The organism is Sulfurivirga caldicuralii, assembly GCF_900141795.1.
GTDB lineage: Bacteria > Pseudomonadota > Gammaproteobacteria > Thiomicrospirales > Thiomicrospiraceae > Sulfurivirga > Sulfurivirga caldicuralii.
This window is the reverse complement of sequence record NZ_FSRE01000003.1, coordinates 95,818-117,144: the sequence shown is the minus strand read 5'-3', so window position 1 is coordinate 117,144 and position 21,327 is coordinate 95,818. Positions and strand designations below refer to the sequence as shown.

The following is a 21,327-nucleotide window of genomic DNA, read 5'->3' as shown; positions in this document are numbered from 1 at the left end:
TCGTTATCATACCGTATTGCGGATGGAACCAGTGACTGGCGGGCGCAGGATCGTCTCTTTGACCAGTTGCCAACTGAATGGACGCCCATTGCGGTTGAATGTGGTGGGCAGGGCTTTCATGGGCCAGCGTTCGATTTCCCTGCCGTGCGCATCCCGCCGGTGTTGCACAGTAGCCGTATCCGCCAGCGCATTGCTGATGAACAAAACGGTCAGTGCCAGAACGGATCCTCGCATGGGTCACACCTCTGCTGAAGCGGTTGAAAGTCGTTCAATGGTGGCGAAAAGCGCTGCGCTGTAGGTATGTGCGGGGCGGGGAAGGACGCCGTCAACGGCGGCCTGCATGATTCGCAGGGTTGGGCCGAATACGGCCGCAGTCAGGACCATTTCATCCAGTGGTGGCAGATCGCCGTTTTCCCGGGCACGCACCACCAGGCTGCGCATTTTTTCAAAGGGCTGCTGGGTGCACAGCGGTGGCTGGTGCGGCAGAAATTCACGGTGACGCGCATACAGAATGAAACTGACCAGTTCCGGCTCGGCATCAGTGAGCGTGAGCATCCATTCGATCAGGGCGTGGATCTGTTCCATGGGCGTTTCATGCTGGCTGATCAGCTTCGCCATGGCCTGATCCAGTCCGTTAATCAGCTGCGTGATCAGCGCTTCAGCCAGATGCTGTTTGTCCTTGAAATGGTGGTAGATGGAGCCGGTGCTCACGCCGCTTGCTGCGACAATGTCCGGAATACGGGTGTTGAAATAGCCCTGCTGGATAAAGCAGTGCAGCGCACCCAGCAGAATTTTCCGCTCGGTTTCAGACAGGGTTTCAAGGTGCAGCAGCTGCTCGGCAGATTGCGCGCTCATGGTCGTGTGTCCAGCTTATGAATGGCGTCATGCAGCTGGCGCTGGAACTTTTCCGGCGTGGTGATTCCTACCAGTGGCGGAGCGAGCAGTTCAGCCCGGTTATCGAGGATAACCGTGGTCGGGAACAGGCCCAGAGCGTATTTTTTATACAGGTCCCGTTTCTGGATATAGTCGTTCATGGGGTCGAAGTAGAACCATTCACTCTTGTCGGTCATGTTGATTTCATAAAACTGGTCGGCAGGCAGTTCGCCGCTGGCAACCATGGGTTCCATGACGCGTTCGCGCAGCATCTGGCAAAAGGCGCAGCCATCAACAGTAAACAGCACTACATAGTATGGCTGTTTCTCCGGCTGTGCGGCGGGTGTCGTCAGGGGGAAGAAAGCCAGAAAAATGGCAATGAGGGTGGAACGAATCATGTAGCACCTCGCGTAGATTGAATGTTCATTCTAATGGCGTTTTGGGGTGTGTCAAGACAAATTGGCTACAATGGATGAGTCGGAAAGGAGTATGGAATGTTTCAATGGATTTTTCTTGCGCTGCTGCTGATCCCGCTGGTGGAACTGTATGTGCTCATCAGCGTGGGTAGTGTGATCGGTGCTCTGCCCACTATCCTGTTGACCCTGTTCACCGCCGTTGTGGGTGCGTGGCTGATGCGCAGTCAGGGCCTGATGACGCTGCAGCGGCTGCAGGCACAGCTGGCCATGGGTGAGCCCCCGCAGCTGTCGCTGGTGGAAGGCGGCCTGATTCTGCTCGGCGGCATGCTGTTGTTGATCCCGGGGCTGATGACCGACGCGCTGGGCTTTGCCCTGTTGATTCCGCCGTTGCGCAAAAAGCTTGCCGAACGGTTTGTGGTGCGCCGTTTCGGTCCCGGTGCGGCTGGCTACCGCACCACCGTGATCATCGATGGTGAAGTGGTCGATTGGGATGAGCGGCCTGCGTCTGCCTTGCCGCCCCAAGACCATAACGAGCGTTCATAACGTCCAGCGTCGCTCAGGCGATCTTCAGGTGTTGACGCAGCACCCAGGTTTCGATGCTTTCAGGAAGGCCGAGCAGGAAACCCTGCCCCATATCACTGCCGGCCTTCTGCACAATCTCCAGTTGAACCTGCTTTTCCACGCCCTCGCTGATACTGCGCAGCTCGAGAATGTGGGCGATTTCCACCAGCAGGCGATAGAGGCGTTCGGCCTTGGGGTGGGTCTCCATCCGCTGCGTCAGTTCGGCGGAAATTTTCACAAAGCGCACGGCTTCGGTATCGACAAGATCTACCACAGTGCTCAGCGACGCATAGCCCGCACCAAAATCGTCGATGGCAAACAGAAACCCATGGCGTTTGTGCAGCTCGATCAGGTGCCGGGGATTGGCTGCCGCGTCTTTTTCGTTGATTTCCAGAATGACGAGGCGGTCATTGAGCACCCGATGGGTGAGGTGATGCAGAGCGGTCAGAAAGGTTTCATCTTCGAGTGAGTCGGGCAGCACATTAATAAAGAAGATTTGCGCGAGCTTTTTCAGTTCCTCGGCTTCTTCTGCGATTTGCCGAATCACCTTTTCGTCAAAGGCGGCACTCAGCCCAAGTTTGTGGATGCGCGGCAGCAGCAGCTCTGCACTGATCAGCCCTTCTTCGCTCGGTACGCGCGCCAGAATCTCGAAGGCGGTGCGTTCCTGCGTTTTCAGATTAACCAGCGGCTGGAGACACAGCGTCACCTGCCCATTCGAAAGGAAATGGCGGAGGGTGCTTTCCTTGAACAGGTCTTCCTCAATCCGGTTCAGCAGCGCTTTCAGTGCTGCTTCACTATCTAGGCGGGCGATGAGGGTGGCTGCCTTGAAGGTTTGCGGATGGCTGAGCAGGCGTTTGAGGACGAGGCGATCCACCGCCGGCAGGGCATTGAGTTGCACGGCAATGCAGGTGGGTGGGCTCGCTTCGTTGGATGCCTCTACATACGCCTGCAGGATCTGTTGCAGCGCCTCACCGTCCAGATCCAGGCTGAGCAGATAGAAAGCATTGTCCAGCCCGTGAGCGTAGCAGAGGTGTTGCGGGTGGCGGGCAACCAGCTGTGCCACGCGCTGCTCTTCCCGGCTCAGATGAGCATCTCTAGCTTCCTCCCCCTGTGCGGCTGCCAATTGCTGAAGCCAGTCATGGCGAACAATGGTGAGGTAGCAATGATCGCTGAGTGTGGGCGCGGATTCAAGAAATTTGACGAACTGGCTGAAGCGATTGGTTTCGTAATTGAAATACAGGGTGATCAGCAGCGCCACGAGCTGCTTGACATTGACCTTTACATCTTCAAACAGCAGGTAGGCTTGTTCATAGGCTTGCTGCAGCAGTTTCTGTCCGATCAGGGCCGCCAGGCGCAGCACGTTGCCATGCAGGTTGCGGATCTCCCGGGTGGACTGGGGATCAGTGCATACCATGAGGGATTCGGGGTAGCTCAACGCTGTCTCAAAGGCATCGCTGAGCGGTGCGAGCTGCTCAAAATCGGCGACGGCCTTGGTGTTGAGTGCATGGATGAGCTGCTGATACCACGCCTGATAGCGCTGGATAAGGACACGGTCCGCCAGGCGCGAATTCTTGGGGAAAACGTCGCCATTCTGAGACAAGTGGGCGAGATAGTGCCAGGCGATGGCGTTTTTGGTGGTCTCGAAGGCGGTATCGATACGATCAAACAGAGCGATCAGGTCCGTATCCTGCTGATGTGTGCGCTCATAACGGAACAATGCTGCCTTGAGGGCATTGATGTCGCCCATCAGCAGGGCATAAGGCAGATCGTTGGCGATGGCTTCTTCCGCCAGAGCGCTGGCAACGTCCAAGGTTTCTTGCGGGTTGAGGAAGGTGCGCAGAAAGGTGCGCACCATGCGATCTACCGGTGCCTTGTCGTACAGCGCCTGCAGTTCCGCGCTCAAGGGATGTTGCTGGCGGAACTGCGCCAGTTCCTCCATCAGCGCGTCGATGATTTCTTCCGCCAACAGCATGTCTCGTCTTTAAATGTTTTGATTTAATCATAGCATAAGATTGGCGGATCGGGGGCGTTTAACGGGGCCGTGCAAGCCATGCCTGCTGCTTGGCTTCCAGCGCTTCCCAGCGCTCGAAGGCGGCTTCCAGCGCCTGTTCAAGCGCTTCCAGTTTTTGCTGCGCTGCCTTGATGGCGTCGGGGGCCTGCTGAAAAAAGGCGGGATCGCTCATCTGCTCGTGCAGCTGGGCAATGTCGGCCTCCAGCGTTTCGATGTGCTCGGGCAGCTGTTCGTATTCGCGCTGCTCCTTGAAGGTGAGCTTGGGCGGCTGATTTTTTCGGGTGGCAGAAGGGGGGTCCCCGACTTTTTTTGCCGCCGATTTTTGCGCCGGCTTCTTGCCCGGGTTTTCCCAGGCATTTTTGTACTGTTCAGGCCGCTGGCGCAGCCAGTCCTCATACCCGCCCACATATTCGTTGACCACGCCGGGGGCGTCGAACGCCAGCGTGCTGGTGACCACATTGTCGATAAAGGCGCGGTCGTGGCTCACCAGCAGCAGCGTGCCGGGATATTCCAGCAGCTTTTCTTCCAGCAGCTCAAGGGTTTCCATATCCAGATCGTTGGTGGGCTCATCCAGCACCAGCAGATTGGAGGGGCGGGCGAAGACACGGGCCAGCAGCAGGCGGTTGCGCTCGCCGCCGGAGAGGGCAGACACCGGCTGGCGCGCCCGCTCGGGACTGAAGAGGAAATCCTGAATGTAGCGCATCACGTGCACCTTGCGCTCGCCAATCTGCACCCAGTCGGAGTCGTCCACCACGGAGTCGGCGACGCTCTTGCCGGGATCCAGCTGTTCGCGGTGCTGGTCGAAATAGGCGATCTCAAGGCGGGTGCCCAGCTTGACCTTGCCGCGTTCGGGCTTGAGCTGTCCCAGCAGCAGCTTGAGCAGGGTGGTCTTGCCGCAGCCGTTGGGGCCGAGAATGCCCACCTTGTCGCCGCGCAGAATCAGCGTATTCAAATCCTGCACGATGGGCTTGCCGTCGATGCTGTAGCTGAGGTGCTCCACTTCGATGACCTTTTTGCCGCTCTTGTCGGCAGCATTCACGCTGATGCTGGCCCTGCCCTTGCGCTTGCGGCGGTTGGCGGCGGCTTCGCGCAGCGCCTTGAGGGCGCGCACACGGCCCTCGTTGCGGGTGCGCCGGGCCTTGATGCCCTGGCGGATCCAGGCTTCTTCCTGCGCCAGCTTCTTGTCGAACTCGGCATTGGCCCTTTCTTCGGCGGCCAGTTGCTCGGTCTTGCGGCGCAGGTAGTTGTTCCAGTCGCCGGGGAAGCTCTGCAGCTTGCCGCGATCCAGTTCGACGATGCGCGTGGCCAGCTTCTGCAGAAAGGCACGGTCGTGGGTGATGAAGACGATGGCGATATCGAGACTCTTGAGGAACTTTTCTAGCCACTCGATGGAAGGAATATCCAGATGGTTGGTTGGCTCGTCCAGCAGCAGGATATCCGGCTGCTGCACCAACGCCTGCCCCAGCAGCACCCGGCGCTTGAGCCCGCCGGAAAGATCGTCGAAGCGAGCCTCGGCGGGCAGGTTCATCTCGGTGATGATGGTATCCACCTGATTGGACAGGCGCCAGCCGTCACGGGCATCAAGTTCGTGCTGGATGCTTTCCAGCTCGCTGAGCAGCGCCTTGTTGTCCGGTGTCTGCGCCAGTTGCTGACTGAGGGCATGGTGGCGGGAGAGCAGGGCGCTGATGTCGCCCGCGCCGGTGGCAATCTGGTCGTATACGCTGCCGGGCAGGTGCTCAGGCACCTCCTGCGGCATCATGGCCACGCGCATGTTGTCGGCGGTGATGATTTCGCCGTCGTCCGGCTGGATCTGCCCGGCGATGATTTTAAGCAGGGTGGATTTGCCTTCGCCGTTGCGTCCGACGATACAGATGCGCTCGCCGGCCTCGATTTCCATGTTCTGGTGATCGAGCAGGGGCTTGTCGCCGTAGGCGATGGAGAGGTTGTGCAGGGTCATCAGGGCCATGGCGGTATTATCGGTGTTTTACTTCCAGAATCCAGTTGGGACTGGAGCGCATGGTGTGCAGGTAGGTTTGCACAGTCGCTTCGCGGCGCAGCCAGGGCAGCAGGACGTATCTGGCGGCATCATCGTGCTGCCACAGGTTGATCAACAGCGTGCCCTGTGGAGTGAGGGCATCCAGCAGGGGCTGTATAAAGGCGTCCGAAGTGAATTGCGTCGGCATGCCGATGTCATCGTACAGGTCCACAAAAATGGCATCGAAGCGCTCGCTGTTGCTGAGGGTAAAGTGGAAGGCGTCCTCAATGTACGCCTGTTGCGCCAGTTCTTCGGGCAAATGGAACCACTCCTGCGCCACCTTGATCACCTTTTCGCGCAGCTCCACCAGCGTCTGTCGGCACTCGGGCAGGGCCATGTGCAGCTGGGTATTGAGGCACCCGCTGCCCACACCGAGCGTGAGCACTCGGGCAGGGCGCTGCTGCATCAGCAGATCAAATACGGTCTGTTGGTATTCAAAACCGAGGGTAAAAGGTGCATTGAGATAGTAGCGCCCCTGTTCTACCGGCGTGCCGAAATGCAGGGTGCGCACGGTGTGCTGACGGTCCTGGCGCACCTGAATCAGCCCGAACGGGTCGCGCGTGGCGAAAACGACCTGCAGGTGCTTCACAGGCTGAGCCACCACAGGCGCAGACGATAGCCCCATGCGGTGCCAATGCCCACGGCGTTCATCCGGATGGTGCCATCCCTGCCCACAAAGAAATCGGCCGGCACGGCTTCGGCACCAAAAAGTTTCAATAAACGACCGTCCGGGTCATTGACTGCTCGATCCAGTGGAATGTCATGGTCTTTTGCATACTCAATGGCGGCATCTTTGTTGCCGCTTTGTGTAATAATTTGAACAACCGGCCACTGCTCATTGATGCTGGCAATCGCTGGCGCCGTGAGCTTGCAGATGGGGCACCAGCTGGCGGTAAAGTGAATCAGATAGGGGTGCGGCAGGCTGTCCAGCGGCAAGGGCTTGCCGGTTAAAGTCGTCAACGCTTCGACCGGTAAACGGTCATGGGCCAGCTGGCGCGTCTGCCACCACTGCACGGCCTGGAAGACGAGCACCATCAGCAGGAGTGTGCCCAGCAGTTGACGCAGAAATGCCCTGATTTTTGTCCTGATTGTTTTTGACTCCATAAGTTGGCATTGACCTTGCATCTTTTTGGAAGCAGTCATTTTACGCATAGGAGCAACGCACCATGAGCAAATCCAGTCCGATCGCGCCCACCGGCGTGCGCCATACCTTTGACGAGGATGTGATTCTCGTCTCCAAGACGGATACGCATGGAACCATCAAGTATGCTAATCCGGCCTTCTGCCAGATCGCAGGGTACAGCGAAGAAGAACTTCTCGGCCAACCGCACAATATCGTGCGTCACCCTGATATGCCCCGAATTGTCTTCAAGCTGCTGTGGGAGCATATTCAGAGCGGGCACGAGTTCTGGGGCTATGTGAAAAACCTGAGTCGTGATGGCGGCTATTACTGGGTGTTCGCCCATGTGACACCGACGTTTGATACCGCCGGAACCATTATCGGCTATCACTCTGACCGCCGTGCACCCAAGGAGAGCGCGCTGGCAAAGGTTGAACAGCTTTATGCAACGCTGCGCAAGCTGGAAGCCCAGGGCGGCATGGCCGCTGCCGAGGCCTTTTTGAACGACATGCTTGACAAAGAAGGGAGTCGCTACGATGAATTTGTGTTCAGCCTGTAAGAACTGGTCTTCCCTCGACAAGATTCGCTATGCCAACTACGCCTCACTGGCGCTGTTTGCCATCGCCGAAGGTGCGGACGTGGTTGAAGGCAATATGGACTGGACCACGGCGCTGGGACTGTTCAACTTTCTGTTCGCGTGGATGATCTTTATCAATGTCCTCAGCATGCGAGAGAGTCTCAAGACCATTTCGAGTCAGATCGCACAGGGTGCAGATGGCAATCTTGAACCCCGTATCGTGGGGTTCAAAGACAAGGGCCACGTAAGAGAAGTCGTTGACAACCTCAACTATTTTTTCGATGAGATTGATGCCTTTATGCGTGAATTGCGCACACCAATCCACGAAGCGGCCAAGGGCAATTTCTACCGCCCGATGGTGGCAACCGGTTTCCGGGGTGACTTCAAGGAAGCTGCTGAAGAGATTGCCAAGCCGCTGGAGGCGATGAAGCAGAACCAGCTGTTTATCGAGCGTGTCACCCTCAACAGTGAGCTGAGCAAGCTGGGTGGTGGGATGAGCAAGGGGCTGGTGATCCTGCAGAAGGATTTGCTGCGCAGTAACGAAAAGGCGCAGCGTATTCGTGAAGCCAGCGAAGAGACCGCCCGAGTTGCTGATCGCAGCAATCGGGAACTTTCGCGCATGTCTGAAATTCTGGATTCGCTGATCCACTCAGTGGCGCAGTCGGACGAAGTGGTGCAGAAGCTGAGCGAAAAGGCCGAAAGCATCAATAACATCGTCAATCTGATCAAGGACATTGCCGAGCAGACCAATCTGCTGTCACTCAATGCGGCCATCGAGGCGGCCCGCGCCGGTGAATATGGCCGCGGTTTTGCTGTGGTGGCAGACGAGGTACGCGGCCTGGCCAACCGCACGCAGGAAGCGGCCAATGAGGTGACAACCACTGTAGAACAGCTGGTGCATGAAGCACGTAATACCAGTGACCGAACGCGGGAAATGGCGCGTAGCGCGGCCACGGTGCAGGACTTTATGGACAAGTTCCGTGAGGTGCTGAAGGAAGTGGACGAAAACGCGAACTTCTCCAGTGCCTATGCCCGGGTAATGTTCGAAACCGTGCATCTGGCCATGGTCAAGCTCGATCACATCATCTACAAGAGCAAGGCGTTCAGTAGCGTGTTTAATGGTGAAATTGAGCTGCAGCAGACCGACCACACCAGCTGCGCTTTTGGCAAGTGGTATTACAATGAAGGTCAGCAGCAGTTCAAGGACTTCATGGACATCTACCGCCGCATTGAGCCACCCCATGCCGACTTCCATGCACACATCAAGGATGCGCTGGAGTATGTGGTGGATGACGAAACCATCATCAAGCATAGGGATGAGATTCTGCACCACTTCACCCGGGTGGAAGAAGCCTCGGATATCCTGTTTGGCCTGCTGGATCAGCTGCTGCAGCGTTTCGAGGAAAAGGTTCTGCAGGAGAGCGACCGCTGAGGCGCTTGCGCAAACCCTCTCAACGGCTGTTACAGGGGTGATTCTTGTGCAAGGGCGCTCCCAACGTGGGGCATTTCATGGGAGTCAGCTGCAACGCAGCCTTGACCGAGAATCGTCCTGTCTTGGCAGGATGCGGCGGTACGGCAGCATCGACGGCGCCGCGTGTCCTGGATTTGAGCCTGCCAAACCCTGCGACGTGCGTCTTGTAGCGGTCAGCGTCGCGCCAGCAACGCGAGCGCATTATAGGGTTTGCAGGGGTGCCCTGAGTGTGTTCGGCATGAGACAAAAACCGGTTGCGGTAGCCGTGTAAAAAACCATCCCCTGCTAGCGTGCAGGGTGTTTTTATTCTCGAAATGGTCACGCCGACAGCTGCATCAGCGGTGCAGCCTGTTATCCTGCTCCGTTTATGGGGGGGTGAGCTAGCATCCCACCAACGACCAGAAGATCGATCGTCCGTGTCAGGTTTTGGCCCAGCACAGTCAAATGGTTTTTTGGGCAAGGGGGCACGCTTCCCACGATGGTATTTCGCTTGCCAGCCTTGAGCGGCAAAAATTGCCATTGCAAAAAGTCGGGGACCCCCTCTCTTCAGGGGGCGGGGGGCATGATCTCATCGAAGCTGTGAAAGCTGGGGAAGCCCCTGGGATCCACTGGCGGCATGTGCGGGCTCACGTGGCTCGCGGCCAGCAGATGGCGGATGCCATATTGCTGCGCGGTCTGCAGCGCGTGGATATTGTCGTCGATCAGTAGCGTGCGTACCGGGTTGTAGCTGAAATCCCGGCGGATGGCTGCCCAGATGCGGGCATCTTCCTTTGGCATGCCATAGTCGTGGGCGCAGAGAATGGTGTCGAAATGGTCGCCGATGGCGGTCTGCTCCAGCTTGAGCATCAGACTGTCGCGATGCGCATTGGTGACCAGCGCCAGCCGCTTGCCCAGCGCACGCAGCCGTTGCAGAAAGGTTTCCACGCCGGCGTGGGGACGGATCAGGTGTTTCAGGTCATGCTTGTGCTGCGCCACCGGCAGGTCAAACACCTGTGACCAGTAGTCGGTGCAGTACCATTCCAGCGTGCCCTGCTTGACTTCGATGGCGCGGGTTACCTTTTCTCTGGCCGCTTCCAGCGGCAGCCCTTCCTTTTCCGCCACAAGGCGGGGCAGGTAGTCCCTCCAGAAGTGCCAGTCGAAGTAGAGATCCAGCAGCGTGCCGTCCATGTCCAGCAGGACGGTATCGATTGCTTCCCAAGGCAGCTTGACCATCGTAGAATGACTCCCATGAAAACCTTGCCGCAGATTCTATCCCAGCGCGTGGTGGCCCGCTCACGCATATTCACCGTCGAGGCGCTTGACCTGCGTTTCTCCAATGGAGCCGAGGTGGGGTTCGAACGCCTGCAAAGTGGCTTGAATGGGGCGGTGCTGATCGTGCCGATCACCGACGATGACCAACTGGTGCTGATCCGCGAATACGCTGCGGGCATGGGGCGCTACGAACTGGGTTTTCCCAAGGGCAAGGTGGACGCGGGCGAAGGCTGGCGTGAAGCCAGCGTGCGCGAGTGCATGGAGGAAGCGGGCTACCGCCCCGGCCAGGTGACGCTGCTGGATAGCGTCTCGCTGTCGGCCGGTTACATGAACCATGTCACCCACCTGGTGGCGGCGGAAGCGCTGGTGCCGGCCACGCTGCCCGGCGATGAGCCGGAGCCGCTGGATGTTATCCACTGGCCCCTCGGGGACTGGAAGGCGCTGCTGGACGAGCCGGAATTCAGCGAGGGGCGCGCCTATGCCGCGCTATTGCGCACGCTACTGCATAAGGAAATGTTGTGAATAACGTTGATCTGCGCCTGTGGCTGCCTCAGGTGTGTGCGCTGGCAGAGAAAGCCGGGGCGAGCATTCTGGAGATCTACCGCAGTCATGACTATGACACCACGCGCAAGACGGATGGCTCGCCGGTCACCACGGCGGATACCGCGGCGGATGCCATCATTATCGCGGGGCTACAGGCGCTGACCCCTGACATTCCCGTGGTGACGGAAGAAACACTGGCCGAGATTCCCTTCGAGCGCCGCCGCGACTGGCGCACCTACTGGCTGGTGGATCCGCTGGACGGCACGCGTGAGTTTCTTGCCCGCACCGATGAATTCAGTGTCAATATCGGCCTGGTCGTCGATGGCAAACCGGTGCTCGGCGTGGTGTATGGCCCCTGTCTGGACACGCTCTATTTTGGTGGCCCGCTGCTGGGCGCCTGGCGGCAACAGGGGGCGCACGTCACGCCGATCCGTGCGCGCAAGACGCTGCTGGCACCAGCTCGGGTGGCCATGAGCCGCCGCCATGGCAAGCGCGCCGACGCCTTTGCCGAGGCCTTGCCGGTGCCCACGGAAACGGTACACATGGGCTCCGCACTGAAAACCTGTCTGGTGGCCAGCGGTGAGGCCGACTACTATCCGCGCTTTGGCCCCACTTCCTACTGGGATACTGCCGCAGGGCATGCAGTGCTGCGCGCCGCCGGCGGTGACATTGTGGACATGCACGGCCAGCCATTGCGCTATGTGCAGAGCGAAGACCTGCTCAATCCATTCTTTATAGCCCGTGGACCGGTCATTCCAGCCGAGGCGCTGGCCGTAGCCGCCCAGCTGGCCGCGCAGGGCTAGTTCCTTCGTTCATTCAAGAACAATGATGCTGTCGGTGCGAACTTACTGGCTGAAATGGGCTGTCAGCTGCAGGCTGAGGCGCGCATTGGCGGCATAGTCGTGCTGCCGTTCGAAGGCGATCTCCGGTGAAATGCTCAGCAGCAGCCAGCGGCGCAGCACCGGACGGCTGTAATTCATGCCTGGCCCCCACCACACCAGCTCAGGCTGAGGCTGATTGCTCCACTGGGCGCTCAGGTGGCCATTGAGAGAATGGGCGGCAGGCAGCCAGACGAACAGTTCTTCGCTGGCGGTGAAGTCGAGCGTCTGCGAATCCAGATAGCCGTCGAGCTGCAGCCGCTGACGCCACAGGCGGCGGCTGTCCAGCCCCCTGTCAAACAGCCAGGCGTAACGCCCGCTAAGGCCGCGGTCGCTTTCCCACAGCCACTGCAGATGGGTGGTCCATTGCCAGCTGGGCGTGAGCGGCTGGCGGTCTCGGTTGCGCCAGCGCACGAATACGCCCGGCGTGATGCCGTGAAAGTTGGCGCCGAAATCCAGCGTGCGCAGAATGCGGGCGGTGCGCTTTTCAATGCTGCGGATGCCCACGAAGGTCTGATCGTCGGTGCTACTGTTGGAAGCATGGCCGCCCAGTTGTTCCGGCTGCGGTGCGCGGCTGGTGTCGTTGAGCTGGCGGGTGACGAACAGCTTGAGCCTGCGCTCGCTCACCGGCAGGCTCAGGTCGAGCCCGATGCGGGGTTTCCAGTCGGGCTTGTCCAGCCGCGAAAGGGTGACGCCGTAACCCAGCTTGAGGCGGGAAAGGTTGCTTTCTGGCACGGTTTCACCCGACAGGCGTGCATCGACCCAGCGACCCAGTTCGCTGACCCACACCGTCATGCGCGTATGCGATCGATCAACCCAACTGTCCGTTGCCGCGTGGAGGGTGAGCGGCAGGCAGCATGCACACAAAAGCAGCATCAGTTTTCGCATAATCCCTTGAATCCGTAGCCGCCCCCGCCGGGGGTTTTTAGCAGCAGGCGCTCACCTGGCTCCACCGTGACACAGGCGCAGGGCGGCAACACTTCTTCGCGGCCATCGGCCCGCTGCAGGGTCTGTCTGCCTGCTCGTCCCGGCAGGCCCCCAGCCAATCCATAGGGACGGGTGCGCCGCCGGGAGGTAAGCAGGGAGAGCTGCATGGGGGCGAGGAACTCGATACAGCGTTCCACCCCCTCGCCACCGCGCCAGCAGCCGTCACCGCCGCTATTTTGCCACAACTGAAAGCGGCGCAGGCGCACCGGATAGCGGCGTTCGAGGATTTCCGGATCGGTGAGGCGGGAGTTGGTCATGTGGGTATGCACGCCGCTGGCGCCATCGAAACCGGGGCCGGCACCGGCACCACCGCAGAGGGTTTCGTAGTACTGATGGGTGCCGTCGCCGAAAGTGAGGTTGTTCATGGTGCCCTGACTGGCGGCCACCACCTGCAGTGCACCCAGAAGCGTATCGGTAATCTGCTGGCTGGTTTCCACATTGCCGGCCACCACGGCCGCTGGATAGCGCGGCGACAGCACCGAGCCCTCGGGCACGATCAGCTCCACCGGACGCAGAAAGCCGTCGTTGAGAGCGATGGGATGCTGAATCAGGCAACGCAGCACATACAGGGTGGCTGCGCGGGTAATGGCGCGGGGCGCATTGAAGTTGTTGGGCTGCTGTTCGCTGGTGCCGGTAAAGTCGATGATCAGTCGGTTGGACTGCGGGGTAATGGTTACGGCGAGGGTGTAGCCATGGTCGGTGGTGTATTCGAAACGGCCGCCCTGCAGATCAGACAACAGCGCGCGCACCGCCTGTTCGGAAAACGCCAGCACGAAATCCATGTAGCGCTGCACAATATCCACATCCATCTCGGCGCACAGCGCCTGCAGTGCCTGAATGCCGCGCTGATTGGCAGCCAGCTGCGCTTTCAGGTCGGCCAGATTCTGTGCCAGATTGCGTACCGGCCAGCGCGCCTGCGTCAGCGCGTCCGTTACGGTTTTTTCCTGCAGCACGCCGCGGCGCATCAGCGGCACACAGTCCAGCAACACGCCTTCTTCCTCAATGTGGCTGGAGTCAGCCGGCATGGAGCCGGGGGTGGTGCCACCTACATCGGCGTGGTGGCCGCGGCTGGCGACGAAAAAGGCGAGACGGTTGTCCACGAACACCGGGGACACCACGGTGATGTCGGGCAGGTGGGTGCCGCCGGCGTAGGGATCATTGAGCACCCAGGCATCGCCGGGCGCGAGCAGATGCCCCACCTTATCGCGCACGGCACGCACCGACTCACCCATGCTGCCCAGATGCACCGGCACGTGGGGTGCATTGGCGATCAGTTCCCCATTGGCGTTAAACAGTGCACAGGAGAAATCCAGCCGCTCCTTGATGTTAACTGAATGGGCGGTGCGCGCCAGCACCACACCCATCTGCTCGGCGATGTGCATGAAGCGGTTGTTGAACAGCTCCAGCCACACGGGGTCGGCCTGTTGCAGTGGCGGGCGGGCCGTGGTGCGGGCCTGTGTCTGTTCAAACAGCAAATTGCCATCGTCCTGCAGCGTGCCCCGCCAGCCTGGGGCCAGATAGAGGGTGCCGGTGGGTTCCAGTACCAGCGCTGGTCCGGCAAGCGTTTGGCCCGACGTCAGCGCTGAGCGTTCATAGACGGGCACCGTCTGCCAGCGGCCTTCGCTGTAGAGAGGTACCTGCTCCAGCGGGTTGGCGGGCGGGCCGTGGCGAATCGGCATGGGCGGCAGGTCGGGTGCGGCGGCGGCGACCTCCAGTGTGAGGCTGTGCAGTTGGATGGGGGTATCCGCCTGCACAAAACCAAACTGCTGCTGGTGCAGGCGCGCAAAGGTCTGCGCAAGCGTTTCGGGGTCGGTCTCGAGTGGGGCGGCAATGTCCAGCAGCGTCTGGGCACCGGCGTAGTGCAGGTGGAAGAGGGTTGTGTGGCGCGCCGGGGTTTCGCCCTGTGCCGCCAGTTCTGCCTCGGCCGCCTGCAGCCAGGCGCGTGCCTGCGCCTGCCACTGGGGCCAGGCCTGCAGCGGTGCTTCAATGGCGTGGGTGGCAAGCACGCTGGGGGCCGCCTGACCAATACCCCACGCCGACAACACGCCGGAGTAGGGGTGCAGCAGCACGCGATGCACACCCAGCTTTTCCGCCACGGCGCAGGCGTGCTGGCCGCCGGCGCCGCCAAAGCTCACCAGTGTGTAGTCGTCCAGCACAATCCCCTTGCGGGTGGTAATGTCGGCAATGGCGTTGGCCATGTTTTCCACTGCAATGGCCAGTGCGCCCTCGGCGGTTTCTTCCGGCGACAGGCCAGTCTGGAGGCTCAGGGCCTCGAAACCGCGGCGGGTGGCGTCCACATCCAGCGGCTGGTCGGCGTCGGGACCGAACACGGCGGGGAAGTGCTGCGGCTGAATGCGGCCCAGCAAGACGTTGCAATCGGTAATGGTGAGCGGACCGCCACGGCGGTAGCAGGCCGGGCCCGGATTGGCGCCGGCGGATTCCGGCCCCACGCGCAGGCGGCCGTGTTCATAGGTGACGATGGAGCCGCCGCCAGCTGCCACGGTGTGGATGGCGAGCATGGGCACCTGCAGGGCCACATTGGCGATTTCGGTTTCCAGCACCCGTTCCAGCTGGCCGGCGTAGTGGGACACGTCGGTGGAAGTGCCGCCCATGTCAAAGCCGATCAGCTTGTGAAAGCCGGCCCCTTCACCGGCACGCACCATGCCGACGATGCCGCCGGCAGGCCCGGAGAGGATGGCGTTGCGGGCGTGAAAGTGCTCGGCCGGCGTCAGCCCCCCATGGGACTGCATGAACTGCAGGGGGATGCCGGCAAGGGCATCCCGAACCTGTGCCACATAGCGTTGCAGCACCGGATCCAGATAGGCATCCACCACGGCCGTGCGCCCGCGGGCGATAAAGCGGGGCAGGCCGCTGAGTGCATGGGAGGCGCTGATCTGGCTGAAACCTTCCGCCTGCGCCCATTGCGCCACCTGTCGCTCGTGCTCGGGATTGCGATCGCTGTGCAGCAGGGCAATGGCGACGGCGTCATAGCCCTGCGCCTTGAGCTGCTGCAGTTGCGCGCGGGTGGCGATTTCGTTGAGCAGCTCGATTTCGCGGCCTTCGGCATCCAGACGACCGTCAATTTCCACCACGGTGGTGTAGAGGGGCTGGGGCAGACGGATGTTCAGCGCAAAGATGTGGGGGCGGTGCTGATAACCGATCTGCAGGGCATCGCGGAAACCCCTGTGGGTGATCAGCGCCACCGGCACGCCCTTGTGTTCCAGTAGCGCATTGGTGGCCACCGTGGTGCCCATGCGCACCTGACTGACCTGTTCGGCCGGAATGGGCGCGTCAGCAGGCAGACCAAGCAGCTGGCGGATGCCGGCGATGGCGGCGTCGGCGTAGTGCTCCGGGTTTTCCGACAGCAGCTTGTGGGTGTGAATGCGCCCTGTCGGGTCCAGCGCGACAATGTCGGTAAAGGTGCCGCCGCGGTCGATCCAGAACTGCCATGCGCCCATCAGCCGTCTCCCCTCTGTGCGCCCTGCCAGCGGTGATGGGCCGCATCGGTGCGGCTGCTCACCGGCTCCTGATGAATCATTACATCCGCCTGCGGGAAAGCCTGTTTCAATGCTTCGGTGACCTCTTCGGCAATCCGGTGCGCCTCTACCAGCGGCAGGTGGTCGTCCAGCTCCAGGTCCAGCTGGATATGCAGCGTCGGACCGGAACGGAAGGTGCGCAGGTCATTGAAGCCCCACACCCTGGGATGGGTGAGGACAATTCTGCGAATCTGTTCGAGCGTCTCTTCCGGAAGCTGTTTGTCCAGCAGTTGATCCAGGGCATCCCGGCCTACTTCGAGGGCGCTGTAGCCGATCCACAGGCCCACCAGCAGGCCGAGCCAGACATCCGCCTGTGTCCAGCCGAAATGGGCCAAATAGAGGGCAGCCAGAATGACCAGATTGCTGGCGATATCGCTGGCGTAGTGCAGGGCATCGGCCGCCACCGCGGTGGAGCCGGTCTTTCTGGCTACATGGCGCTGAAAGCTGACGAGGACGAGGGTTACGGCGAGGGAAAACCACATTACGGCGATCGCCCATTCATCGTGCTGCAGCGGCTGCGGATGCAACAGGCGATCGAGCGCGTGCAGGAGGAAAAAAATGGCCGAGCCAAGAATAAATACGCTCTGTGCCAGCGCCGCCAGCGGTTCTGCCTTGCCGTGGCCGAAACGGTGATCTTCGTCGGCGGGCCGCAGGGCGTAGCGCACCGCCAGCAGGATGATGAGCGAAGCGATGGCATCCATGCCGGAGTCGAGCAGGGAGGCCAGCAGGCTGACCGAGCCGGTGACATACCATACCACCGCCTTGACGCTCACCAGCAGCAACGCGGTGAGGAACGAGGCGAGGGTGATGCGGCGCAGCAGAGCGTTGTTCGCGGTCATGGGAGCATTATAATCAACTGCCTCCTCCCCGGCTTCTCGGAGCGGTAAGATGGTGCCATGCCCAGTTCGGATACAAACACCAACCTCTGGCCAATCGTGTTTCAGGGCGCCTTCTGGCGATCTGTGTGGGCGCGTTTTGTTCAGGCTGGCGGGCTTGACAGCGCCGCCGCATTGGCCTATACCACCCTGCTTGGGCTGGTGCCGCTGATCGCGCTCGTCCTGAGTGTGCTGTCGGTGAGCCACTGGTTTGACGCTTGGCGTGATGAGATCGTACATGCGTTCGTGCGCATGCTTTCGCCCGAGGCGCTGGACCGGGTGGAGGCGGCGCTGGTGAGCTTTTCCCGTCAGGCGGCGGCGCTGAAAGGCCCAAGCCTGCTCTTTCTGGCGGTGACGGTGGTGTTCCTGCTGGATGCGGTTTACAAGAAGGTGGCAGCCATCTGGCTGGAGGCCGAGCGTTCTCGCTGGTGGGTGCGCGTACTGCATTATCTGGGAGTGAGCCTGTTGGGGCCGATTCTGCTGGTGGCGAGCCTGGCGATCAGTTCCTGGCTGCTGGCGCTGCCATGGCTGACCGATTCCGACCTGATCAGTCAGGCCCGCTATCAGTTGCTGAAGGGTGTGCCGACGCTGCTGACTGTGGTCGGTTTTTACCTCTTTTATCGCTATGCGCCGCCGGTGCCGGTCAAGCCACGAGCCGCGCTGCTGGGTGCGTTGCTGGCCACTCTGCTTTTGGGGTTGCTTAAGTTCGGCTTCAGCCTGTATGCCCAGTGGGTGCCCACCTACAAGGTGATCTATGGCGCGCTGGCGGCGGTGCCGCTGTTGCTGGTGTGGCTCTACCTGCTGTGGGTGCTGGTGCTGTTCAGTGCGGCGGTGGTGTGGGGGCTGGATCGGGTTTTGTTGGGTAAGTCGTTGAAAACGGGCTATAATGAAATGGACCGGCAAAACGGAGGGGTAAAACGATGATCAACGGCATTAACGAAGGTCTGCAGTCTGCACTGCAGAGCGTGGTGCCCAAAAATGAAGAGGCGCGTGAAGCGCCCGCACAGCAGCGCGTGGAGCGCGAAGCGGAAGGCGTAAAGGTGTCGCTGGGGCAGACGCAGCAGGCGCAGGAGAGCAAGGCGGTGGAGGATTACCGCGCCCTGGCGCAGAAGGCAACCTTGGCCAAGTCGCAGGTGGAGGATCAGCAGGCCGAACAGCAGCAGCGTACGCTGACACGGGATCAGGCATTTCTGGCTGCTGCGGCCGTGCGCAATAACGGCTGATCGCACTTTTTGGTCTCAGCATAAAACCGCCGCAAGGCGGTTTTTTTGTGCCTGACAATAGATTGTGTATCTACAAAATGTATATACGGTGAGTGTCGGCAGGAGAGGCGCGAAGAAGATGGCTTGCTGCAACAGCGGGACAGTTTCTGATGCCGTATCAGCTGGATACGAATATCTGCATCGCTTGATAGGGGGTCCCCGACTTTTTTCAGTTGCCGTTTTTTGCGCGCTTCGCATCGATGCGTGCAAGCACGTAGTCGGCGTATTTTTCTGCCATATTGAGCCCCAGCCCCTCCAGCGCGCCGCGGAAGCCGCCGAAGGCGCTCACTTCAAAGCAGACGGGGCCGTCAGCGGTTTCCGCCATGTCCACAGTGGTAAAGTCCAGCCCGAACAGCGCCTGCGCCCGGCGGGCGATTTCGATGGTCTCGTCGGTGGGGTGTGCCTCGGCATACTTGCCGCCCCCGCTGGTGCTGGTATGCCACTGCTCTCCCTTCACGCGCGCGTAGGCGCCCTGATATTCGCCGCCGAGAAACACCAGTCCCATGTCCTGTCCGGGCAGCTCCAGCTTTTTCTGCAGATAGAGGATGCCGTGCTGACTCTTGTAGGCGGCGAGGCGGCTCATGAGCTGCTTTTTATTCAGTTTGCCGGCCTCCAGCACCACCATGCCCTTGGCTTTGGTGGAATAGAGGGGCTTAAGGATGACGCTGCCAAACTGATTCACCACGTCGATAGCTTCGTCCACCTGCTCGGTGATGACGGTGGGCGGCATGGGAATCTGCCCGCGGCGCAGGGTGAGCGTGCCGCTGAGGCGATCTACTAGCCGGGCGATGCGCTCAGGACGGGAAAAGACGGGCACGCCGCAGACTTCCGCAAACTGCAGCAATTCCAGCCGGTCGAGCATGAGCGGGCTGTATTGCGGGCCGACCTTCTTGATGACGATGCCGTCCAGTTTACACAGGTCGTGGCGGTCACTGTGGATAACGCGGCCATCCAACTCCACGCGCAGGTGCGCCGGGTCGAGGATGGCGCGGAAGCCGGTGCGGGCTTCCAACGCGTCTGCGAGGGCTTCGGTGGACCATTTGCCGGGCAGGCCGACGACGGCGATCTTAGGGGTGCTCATGGAACAGGGCCTCATCAAGGGTATAGCGTGGCAGGTCTTTTCGTTTCATGCGTGCCAGACTGGCGAGCAGCACCTGTCCCAGTTCCAGCAGGCGCTGGGCGTGCCAGGGTTCATACACGAAGCGGGTGCTGGTAATCAGGCCACGGGCCAGTCCCAGCGCAAGACGGGCGTCAATGGCGGGATCTTCCAGACGGGGGCCGACGTGGTGAGCGAAGCGGTGCACGCGGGACATGGCGTTGACGATGCGACGCCGCACCGTGCGCTGATAATTGGGCGTGCGGTAGAAGGATGCCATGAGGATGGCCAGATCCTGAATGTAGTCGCCCTCGCTGGCGCGATTGAGGTCGATGAGCGTCAGGGTGTCGCTGTCAGGATCGTAGAGCACATTGTCAATATTGAGGTCACCGTGAATGGGGACCGCCAGCACCGGGGCGAACTTTCTTTCCAGCCGTTCGCAGCGCTCGATCAGTTTCTCCAGCGTGGGGATGTTGGCTTCGCCTATGCCCTGCAGCCCCTTTTTGAATTCGGGATGCACGCGGTAGATATCGGGCAGCCGCCGGCGCAGTTGCGCCATGAAACGCGGCGGCTCGGCGCGTTTCTTGCCTGGCTGCCATATCTCGTCCAGTGCGGCAAAGAGGGCAGCCAGTCCGCTGTAAAGGGCTGATTCGTCATCAGCCAGCAGCCAGTGTTCAAGGGTTTCGCCCGGCGCACTGGTCAGCGCCATTACCGCCTGTTTTCGGTTGCGCTTGAAGGCGAGCACTTCGGGCACCCGTTCCGGCCACCGTCTGGCCCATTGCTGCAGTTGCTTGTGCTCCTGCGCCAGTTTTTCTGCCGTGCCCTGCTTGACGATGATGCTCTGCTCGCCATCGGCCACTTCATGTACCAGCGCGCCGGAGCGGGTATGGGGGATGGGTTCGAAGTGCAGTTCGCCCTTGACCTGATCGCTCAGGGGCTTGAACAGAATGGCGGCCTCCAGCCGTTGCGGGCTGCCCAGCTGCCAGGTCATGAGGCCCTCGATGGCCTGGGTAAGCGGCCCGTCCAGCGCTTCCAGCTGCCACAGCCACTGGTACTGGCGCAGGATGAAAGGGGCATTTTGTCCGCTCTTGAAACGCTTGTCGAGCAGGCGATGCAGACTTTGCAGCGGTGGCGCCAACGCCTGCAGGGCTTTGTTGAGTTCCTCGGGGGAGAGGCTCTGCTCCACGCCCTCTTCGAGGCGGCGCAACAGGTGCTGCAGGGGGGCGAAAAAGGCAGGCAGTCGCTTGCGCAGGCTTTTCAGCAGCTTGCCGCGCCTAATCAGCTGCCCCTGTTCCGCCAGTTGCAGGCCGCAGGCGCGCAGGCCCAGCTGTAGCTGGATCAGCCCCAATGCCGGCATGCGGCGCGAGTCGTCCGCCAGATCGGGGCCGAGCAGATCCCACAGCGCCACCTGCTGGGTATCCAGCGCCAGCCGCGCCTGTTGCAGGACGGGGTCGGGATCCGTCTGCTGCAGACACCAGCGCCCTAATGCTTCCAACTGCCGATGCAGGGCGGCAAAGCTGAAGTGCAGGGGCGCCAGCGGTGTGGTGGGTTTCATCGGGTTTCGATAAATAGGGGCGTATCGTCGATATCGCTTTCGTCGTCACCCTGCCAGGTGATCTTGAGGCGTAACGATTGGCTCTTGGGCGACTTTTGCACCTTGACGCGAAAGCGCCCCAGTGCCTTGGGACGCAAAGTGAGGGTGTCGTCTTCGTCGGTAAAGGTGATTTCGCCCTTTTTGATGCCCTTGGCGATCGCTTTGAGGAAGGCCGCCAGATTGTCGGCGTCCTGCAGGGACTCGTGCTCGAAAATCTGCGGCTTGTGGCTCATGGCAGCGC

General features: G+C 60.8%; 21 protein-coding genes and 1 pseudogene. 8 read left to right on the top strand and 14 right to left on the bottom strand.

Annotated features, from left to right (window positions below; all coding sequences use genetic code 11):
- Nucleotides 1–6 precede the first annotated feature (6 nt).
- Genes BUQ81_RS06375 through BUQ81_RS06365 form a run of 3 tightly spaced genes read right to left on the bottom strand, consistent with a single transcriptional unit; the run spans nt 7 to nt 1,271 of the window.
- Nucleotides 7–234 carry a hypothetical protein gene (locus BUQ81_RS06375; protein ID WP_074201567.1) on the bottom strand — a complete coding sequence of 76 codons (228 nt, stop codon included), beginning with the start codon at nt 232–234 and terminating at the stop codon, nt 7–9.
- Nucleotides 235–237: 3 nt separating this feature from the next.
- Complete coding sequence (locus BUQ81_RS06370) at nt 238–855, bottom strand: TetR/AcrR family transcriptional regulator (RefSeq protein WP_074201566.1); 618 nt, start codon at nt 853–855, stop codon at nt 238–240.
- A complete protein-coding gene (locus BUQ81_RS06365) occupies nt 852–1,271 on the bottom strand; it encodes a thioredoxin fold domain-containing protein (RefSeq protein ID WP_074201565.1) in 420 nt (139 codons plus the stop codon). Before BUQ81_RS06365 ends, BUQ81_RS06370 begins: the two co-directional genes overlap by 4 nt.
- Before the next feature lie 96 nt (nt 1,272–1,367).
- On the opposite strand from BUQ81_RS06365, the gene BUQ81_RS06360 reads away from it, so the two are divergent.
- Entirely contained in the window at nt 1,368–1,832 is a 465-nt protein-coding gene (locus BUQ81_RS06360) for an FxsA family protein (protein ID WP_074201564.1), read from the top strand.
- A 13-nt stretch (nt 1,833–1,845) separates the two neighbouring features.
- Here the strand turns inward: BUQ81_RS06360 and BUQ81_RS06355 are convergent, their stop codons facing one another.
- Genes BUQ81_RS06355 through BUQ81_RS06340 form a run of 4 tightly spaced genes read right to left on the bottom strand, consistent with a single transcriptional unit; the run spans nt 1,846 to nt 7,000 of the window.
- Nucleotides 1,846–3,822, bottom strand: coding sequence for an EAL domain-containing protein (locus BUQ81_RS06355; RefSeq protein WP_074201563.1), 1,977 nt, complete (start codon nt 3,820–3,822; stop codon nt 1,846–1,848).
- 58 nt (nt 3,823–3,880) lie between these two features.
- Complete coding sequence (locus tag BUQ81_RS06350; RefSeq protein ID WP_074201562.1) at nt 3,881–5,827, bottom strand: ATP-binding cassette domain-containing protein; 1,947 nt, start codon at nt 5,825–5,827, stop codon at nt 3,881–3,883.
- 7 nt (nt 5,828–5,834) lie between these two features.
- Nucleotides 5,835–6,485, bottom strand: coding sequence for a spermidine synthase (locus BUQ81_RS06345; RefSeq protein ID WP_074201561.1), 651 nt, complete (start codon nt 6,483–6,485; stop codon nt 5,835–5,837).
- Nucleotides 6,482–7,000, bottom strand: a complete 519-nt coding sequence (locus tag BUQ81_RS06340; protein ID WP_074201560.1) for a redoxin domain-containing protein — start codon at nt 6,998–7,000, stop codon at nt 6,482–6,484. Before BUQ81_RS06340 ends, BUQ81_RS06345 begins: the two co-directional genes overlap by 4 nt.
- Nucleotides 7,001–7,062: 62 nt before the next feature.
- On the opposite strand from BUQ81_RS06340, the gene BUQ81_RS06335 reads away from it, so the two are divergent.
- The 3 genes and pseudogenes from BUQ81_RS06335 (at nt 7,063) to BUQ81_RS09005 (ending at nt 9,025) form a co-directional block, all read left to right on the top strand.
- On the top strand, nt 7,063–7,575 hold the full coding sequence (locus BUQ81_RS06335; protein WP_074201559.1) for a PAS domain-containing protein: 513 nt from the start codon (nt 7,063–7,065) through the stop codon (nt 7,573–7,575).
- Nucleotides 7,576–8,296: 721 nt separating this feature from the next.
- Nucleotides 8,297–8,542: pseudogene (locus BUQ81_RS09010) on the top strand (methyl-accepting chemotaxis protein); the annotation flags it as partial.
- Nucleotides 8,528–9,025 (top strand): CZB domain-containing protein, encoded by a 498-nt coding sequence (locus BUQ81_RS09005; RefSeq protein WP_407702711.1) that lies wholly within the window; start codon nt 8,528–8,530, stop codon nt 9,023–9,025. The pseudogene BUQ81_RS09010 and the gene BUQ81_RS09005, both read left to right, overlap by 15 nt.
- A gap of 585 nt (nt 9,026–9,610) precedes the next feature.
- Here the strand turns inward: BUQ81_RS09005 and yrfG are convergent.
- On the bottom strand, nt 9,611–10,276 hold the full coding sequence (gene yrfG / locus BUQ81_RS06325) for a GMP/IMP nucleotidase (protein ID WP_074201557.1): 666 nt from the start codon (nt 10,274–10,276) through the stop codon (nt 9,611–9,613).
- Between the two features lie 15 nt (nt 10,277–10,291).
- Between yrfG and nudE the strand changes: the two genes are divergently transcribed.
- Together nudE and cysQ are read left to right on the top strand one after the other, a co-directional pair.
- Nucleotides 10,292–10,837, top strand: a complete 546-nt coding sequence (nudE, locus tag BUQ81_RS06320; RefSeq protein WP_234947377.1) for an ADP compounds hydrolase NudE — start codon at nt 10,292–10,294, stop codon at nt 10,835–10,837.
- Nucleotides 10,834–11,661 carry a 3'(2'),5'-bisphosphate nucleotidase CysQ gene (gene cysQ / locus BUQ81_RS06315; protein ID WP_074201555.1) on the top strand — a complete coding sequence of 276 codons (828 nt, stop codon included), beginning with the start codon at nt 10,834–10,836 and terminating at the stop codon, nt 11,659–11,661. Before nudE ends, cysQ begins: the two co-directional genes overlap by 4 nt.
- A 42-nt stretch (nt 11,662–11,703) precedes the next feature.
- Here the strand turns inward: cysQ and BUQ81_RS06310 are convergent, their stop codons facing one another.
- The 3 genes from BUQ81_RS06310 to BUQ81_RS06300 all read right to left on the bottom strand — a co-directional run bounded on the left by BUQ81_RS06310 (nt 11,704) and on the right by BUQ81_RS06300 (nt 17,098).
- A complete protein-coding gene (locus BUQ81_RS06310; RefSeq protein WP_074201554.1) occupies nt 11,704–12,531 on the bottom strand; it encodes a hypothetical protein in 828 nt (275 codons plus the stop codon).
- Nucleotides 12,532–12,611: 80 nt separating this feature from the next.
- Nucleotides 12,612–16,181, bottom strand: coding sequence for a hydantoinase B/oxoprolinase family protein (locus tag BUQ81_RS06305; RefSeq protein WP_074201553.1), 3,570 nt, complete (start codon nt 16,179–16,181; stop codon nt 12,612–12,614).
- Nucleotides 16,181–17,098 (bottom strand): cation diffusion facilitator family transporter, encoded by a 918-nt coding sequence (locus tag BUQ81_RS06300; protein WP_074201552.1) that lies wholly within the window; start codon nt 17,096–17,098, stop codon nt 16,181–16,183. Before BUQ81_RS06300 ends, BUQ81_RS06305 begins: the two co-directional genes overlap by 1 nt.
- 57 nt (nt 17,099–17,155) lie before the next feature.
- Between BUQ81_RS06300 and BUQ81_RS06295 the strand changes: the two genes are divergently transcribed.
- Nucleotides 17,156–18,058, top strand: a complete 903-nt coding sequence (locus BUQ81_RS06295; RefSeq protein WP_074201551.1) for a YihY family inner membrane protein — start codon at nt 17,156–17,158, stop codon at nt 18,056–18,058.
- Entirely contained in the window at nt 18,055–18,357 is a 303-nt protein-coding gene (locus BUQ81_RS06290) for a hypothetical protein (protein ID WP_074201550.1), read from the top strand. Before BUQ81_RS06295 ends, BUQ81_RS06290 begins: the two co-directional genes overlap by 4 nt.
- 208 nt (nt 18,358–18,565) lie before the next feature.
- Here the strand turns inward: BUQ81_RS06290 and BUQ81_RS06285 are convergent, their stop codons facing one another.
- The 3 genes from BUQ81_RS06285 to BUQ81_RS06275 are packed head-to-tail and all read right to left on the bottom strand — an operon-like array spanning nt 18,566 to nt 21,319.
- On the bottom strand, nt 18,566–19,477 hold the full coding sequence (locus BUQ81_RS06285; protein ID WP_074201549.1) for a GAK system ATP-grasp enzyme: 912 nt from the start codon (nt 19,475–19,477) through the stop codon (nt 18,566–18,568).
- A complete protein-coding gene (locus BUQ81_RS06280; protein ID WP_074201548.1) occupies nt 19,464–21,047 on the bottom strand; it encodes an aminoglycoside phosphotransferase family protein in 1,584 nt (527 codons plus the stop codon). The genes BUQ81_RS06285 and BUQ81_RS06280 overlap by 14 nt, the downstream gene beginning before the upstream one ends.
- Nucleotides 21,044–21,319, bottom strand: coding sequence for an amphi-Trp domain-containing protein (locus BUQ81_RS06275; RefSeq protein ID WP_074201547.1), 276 nt, complete (start codon nt 21,317–21,319; stop codon nt 21,044–21,046). The genes BUQ81_RS06280 and BUQ81_RS06275 overlap by 4 nt, the downstream gene beginning before the upstream one ends.
- Nucleotides 21,320–21,327: the final 8 nt, after the last annotated feature.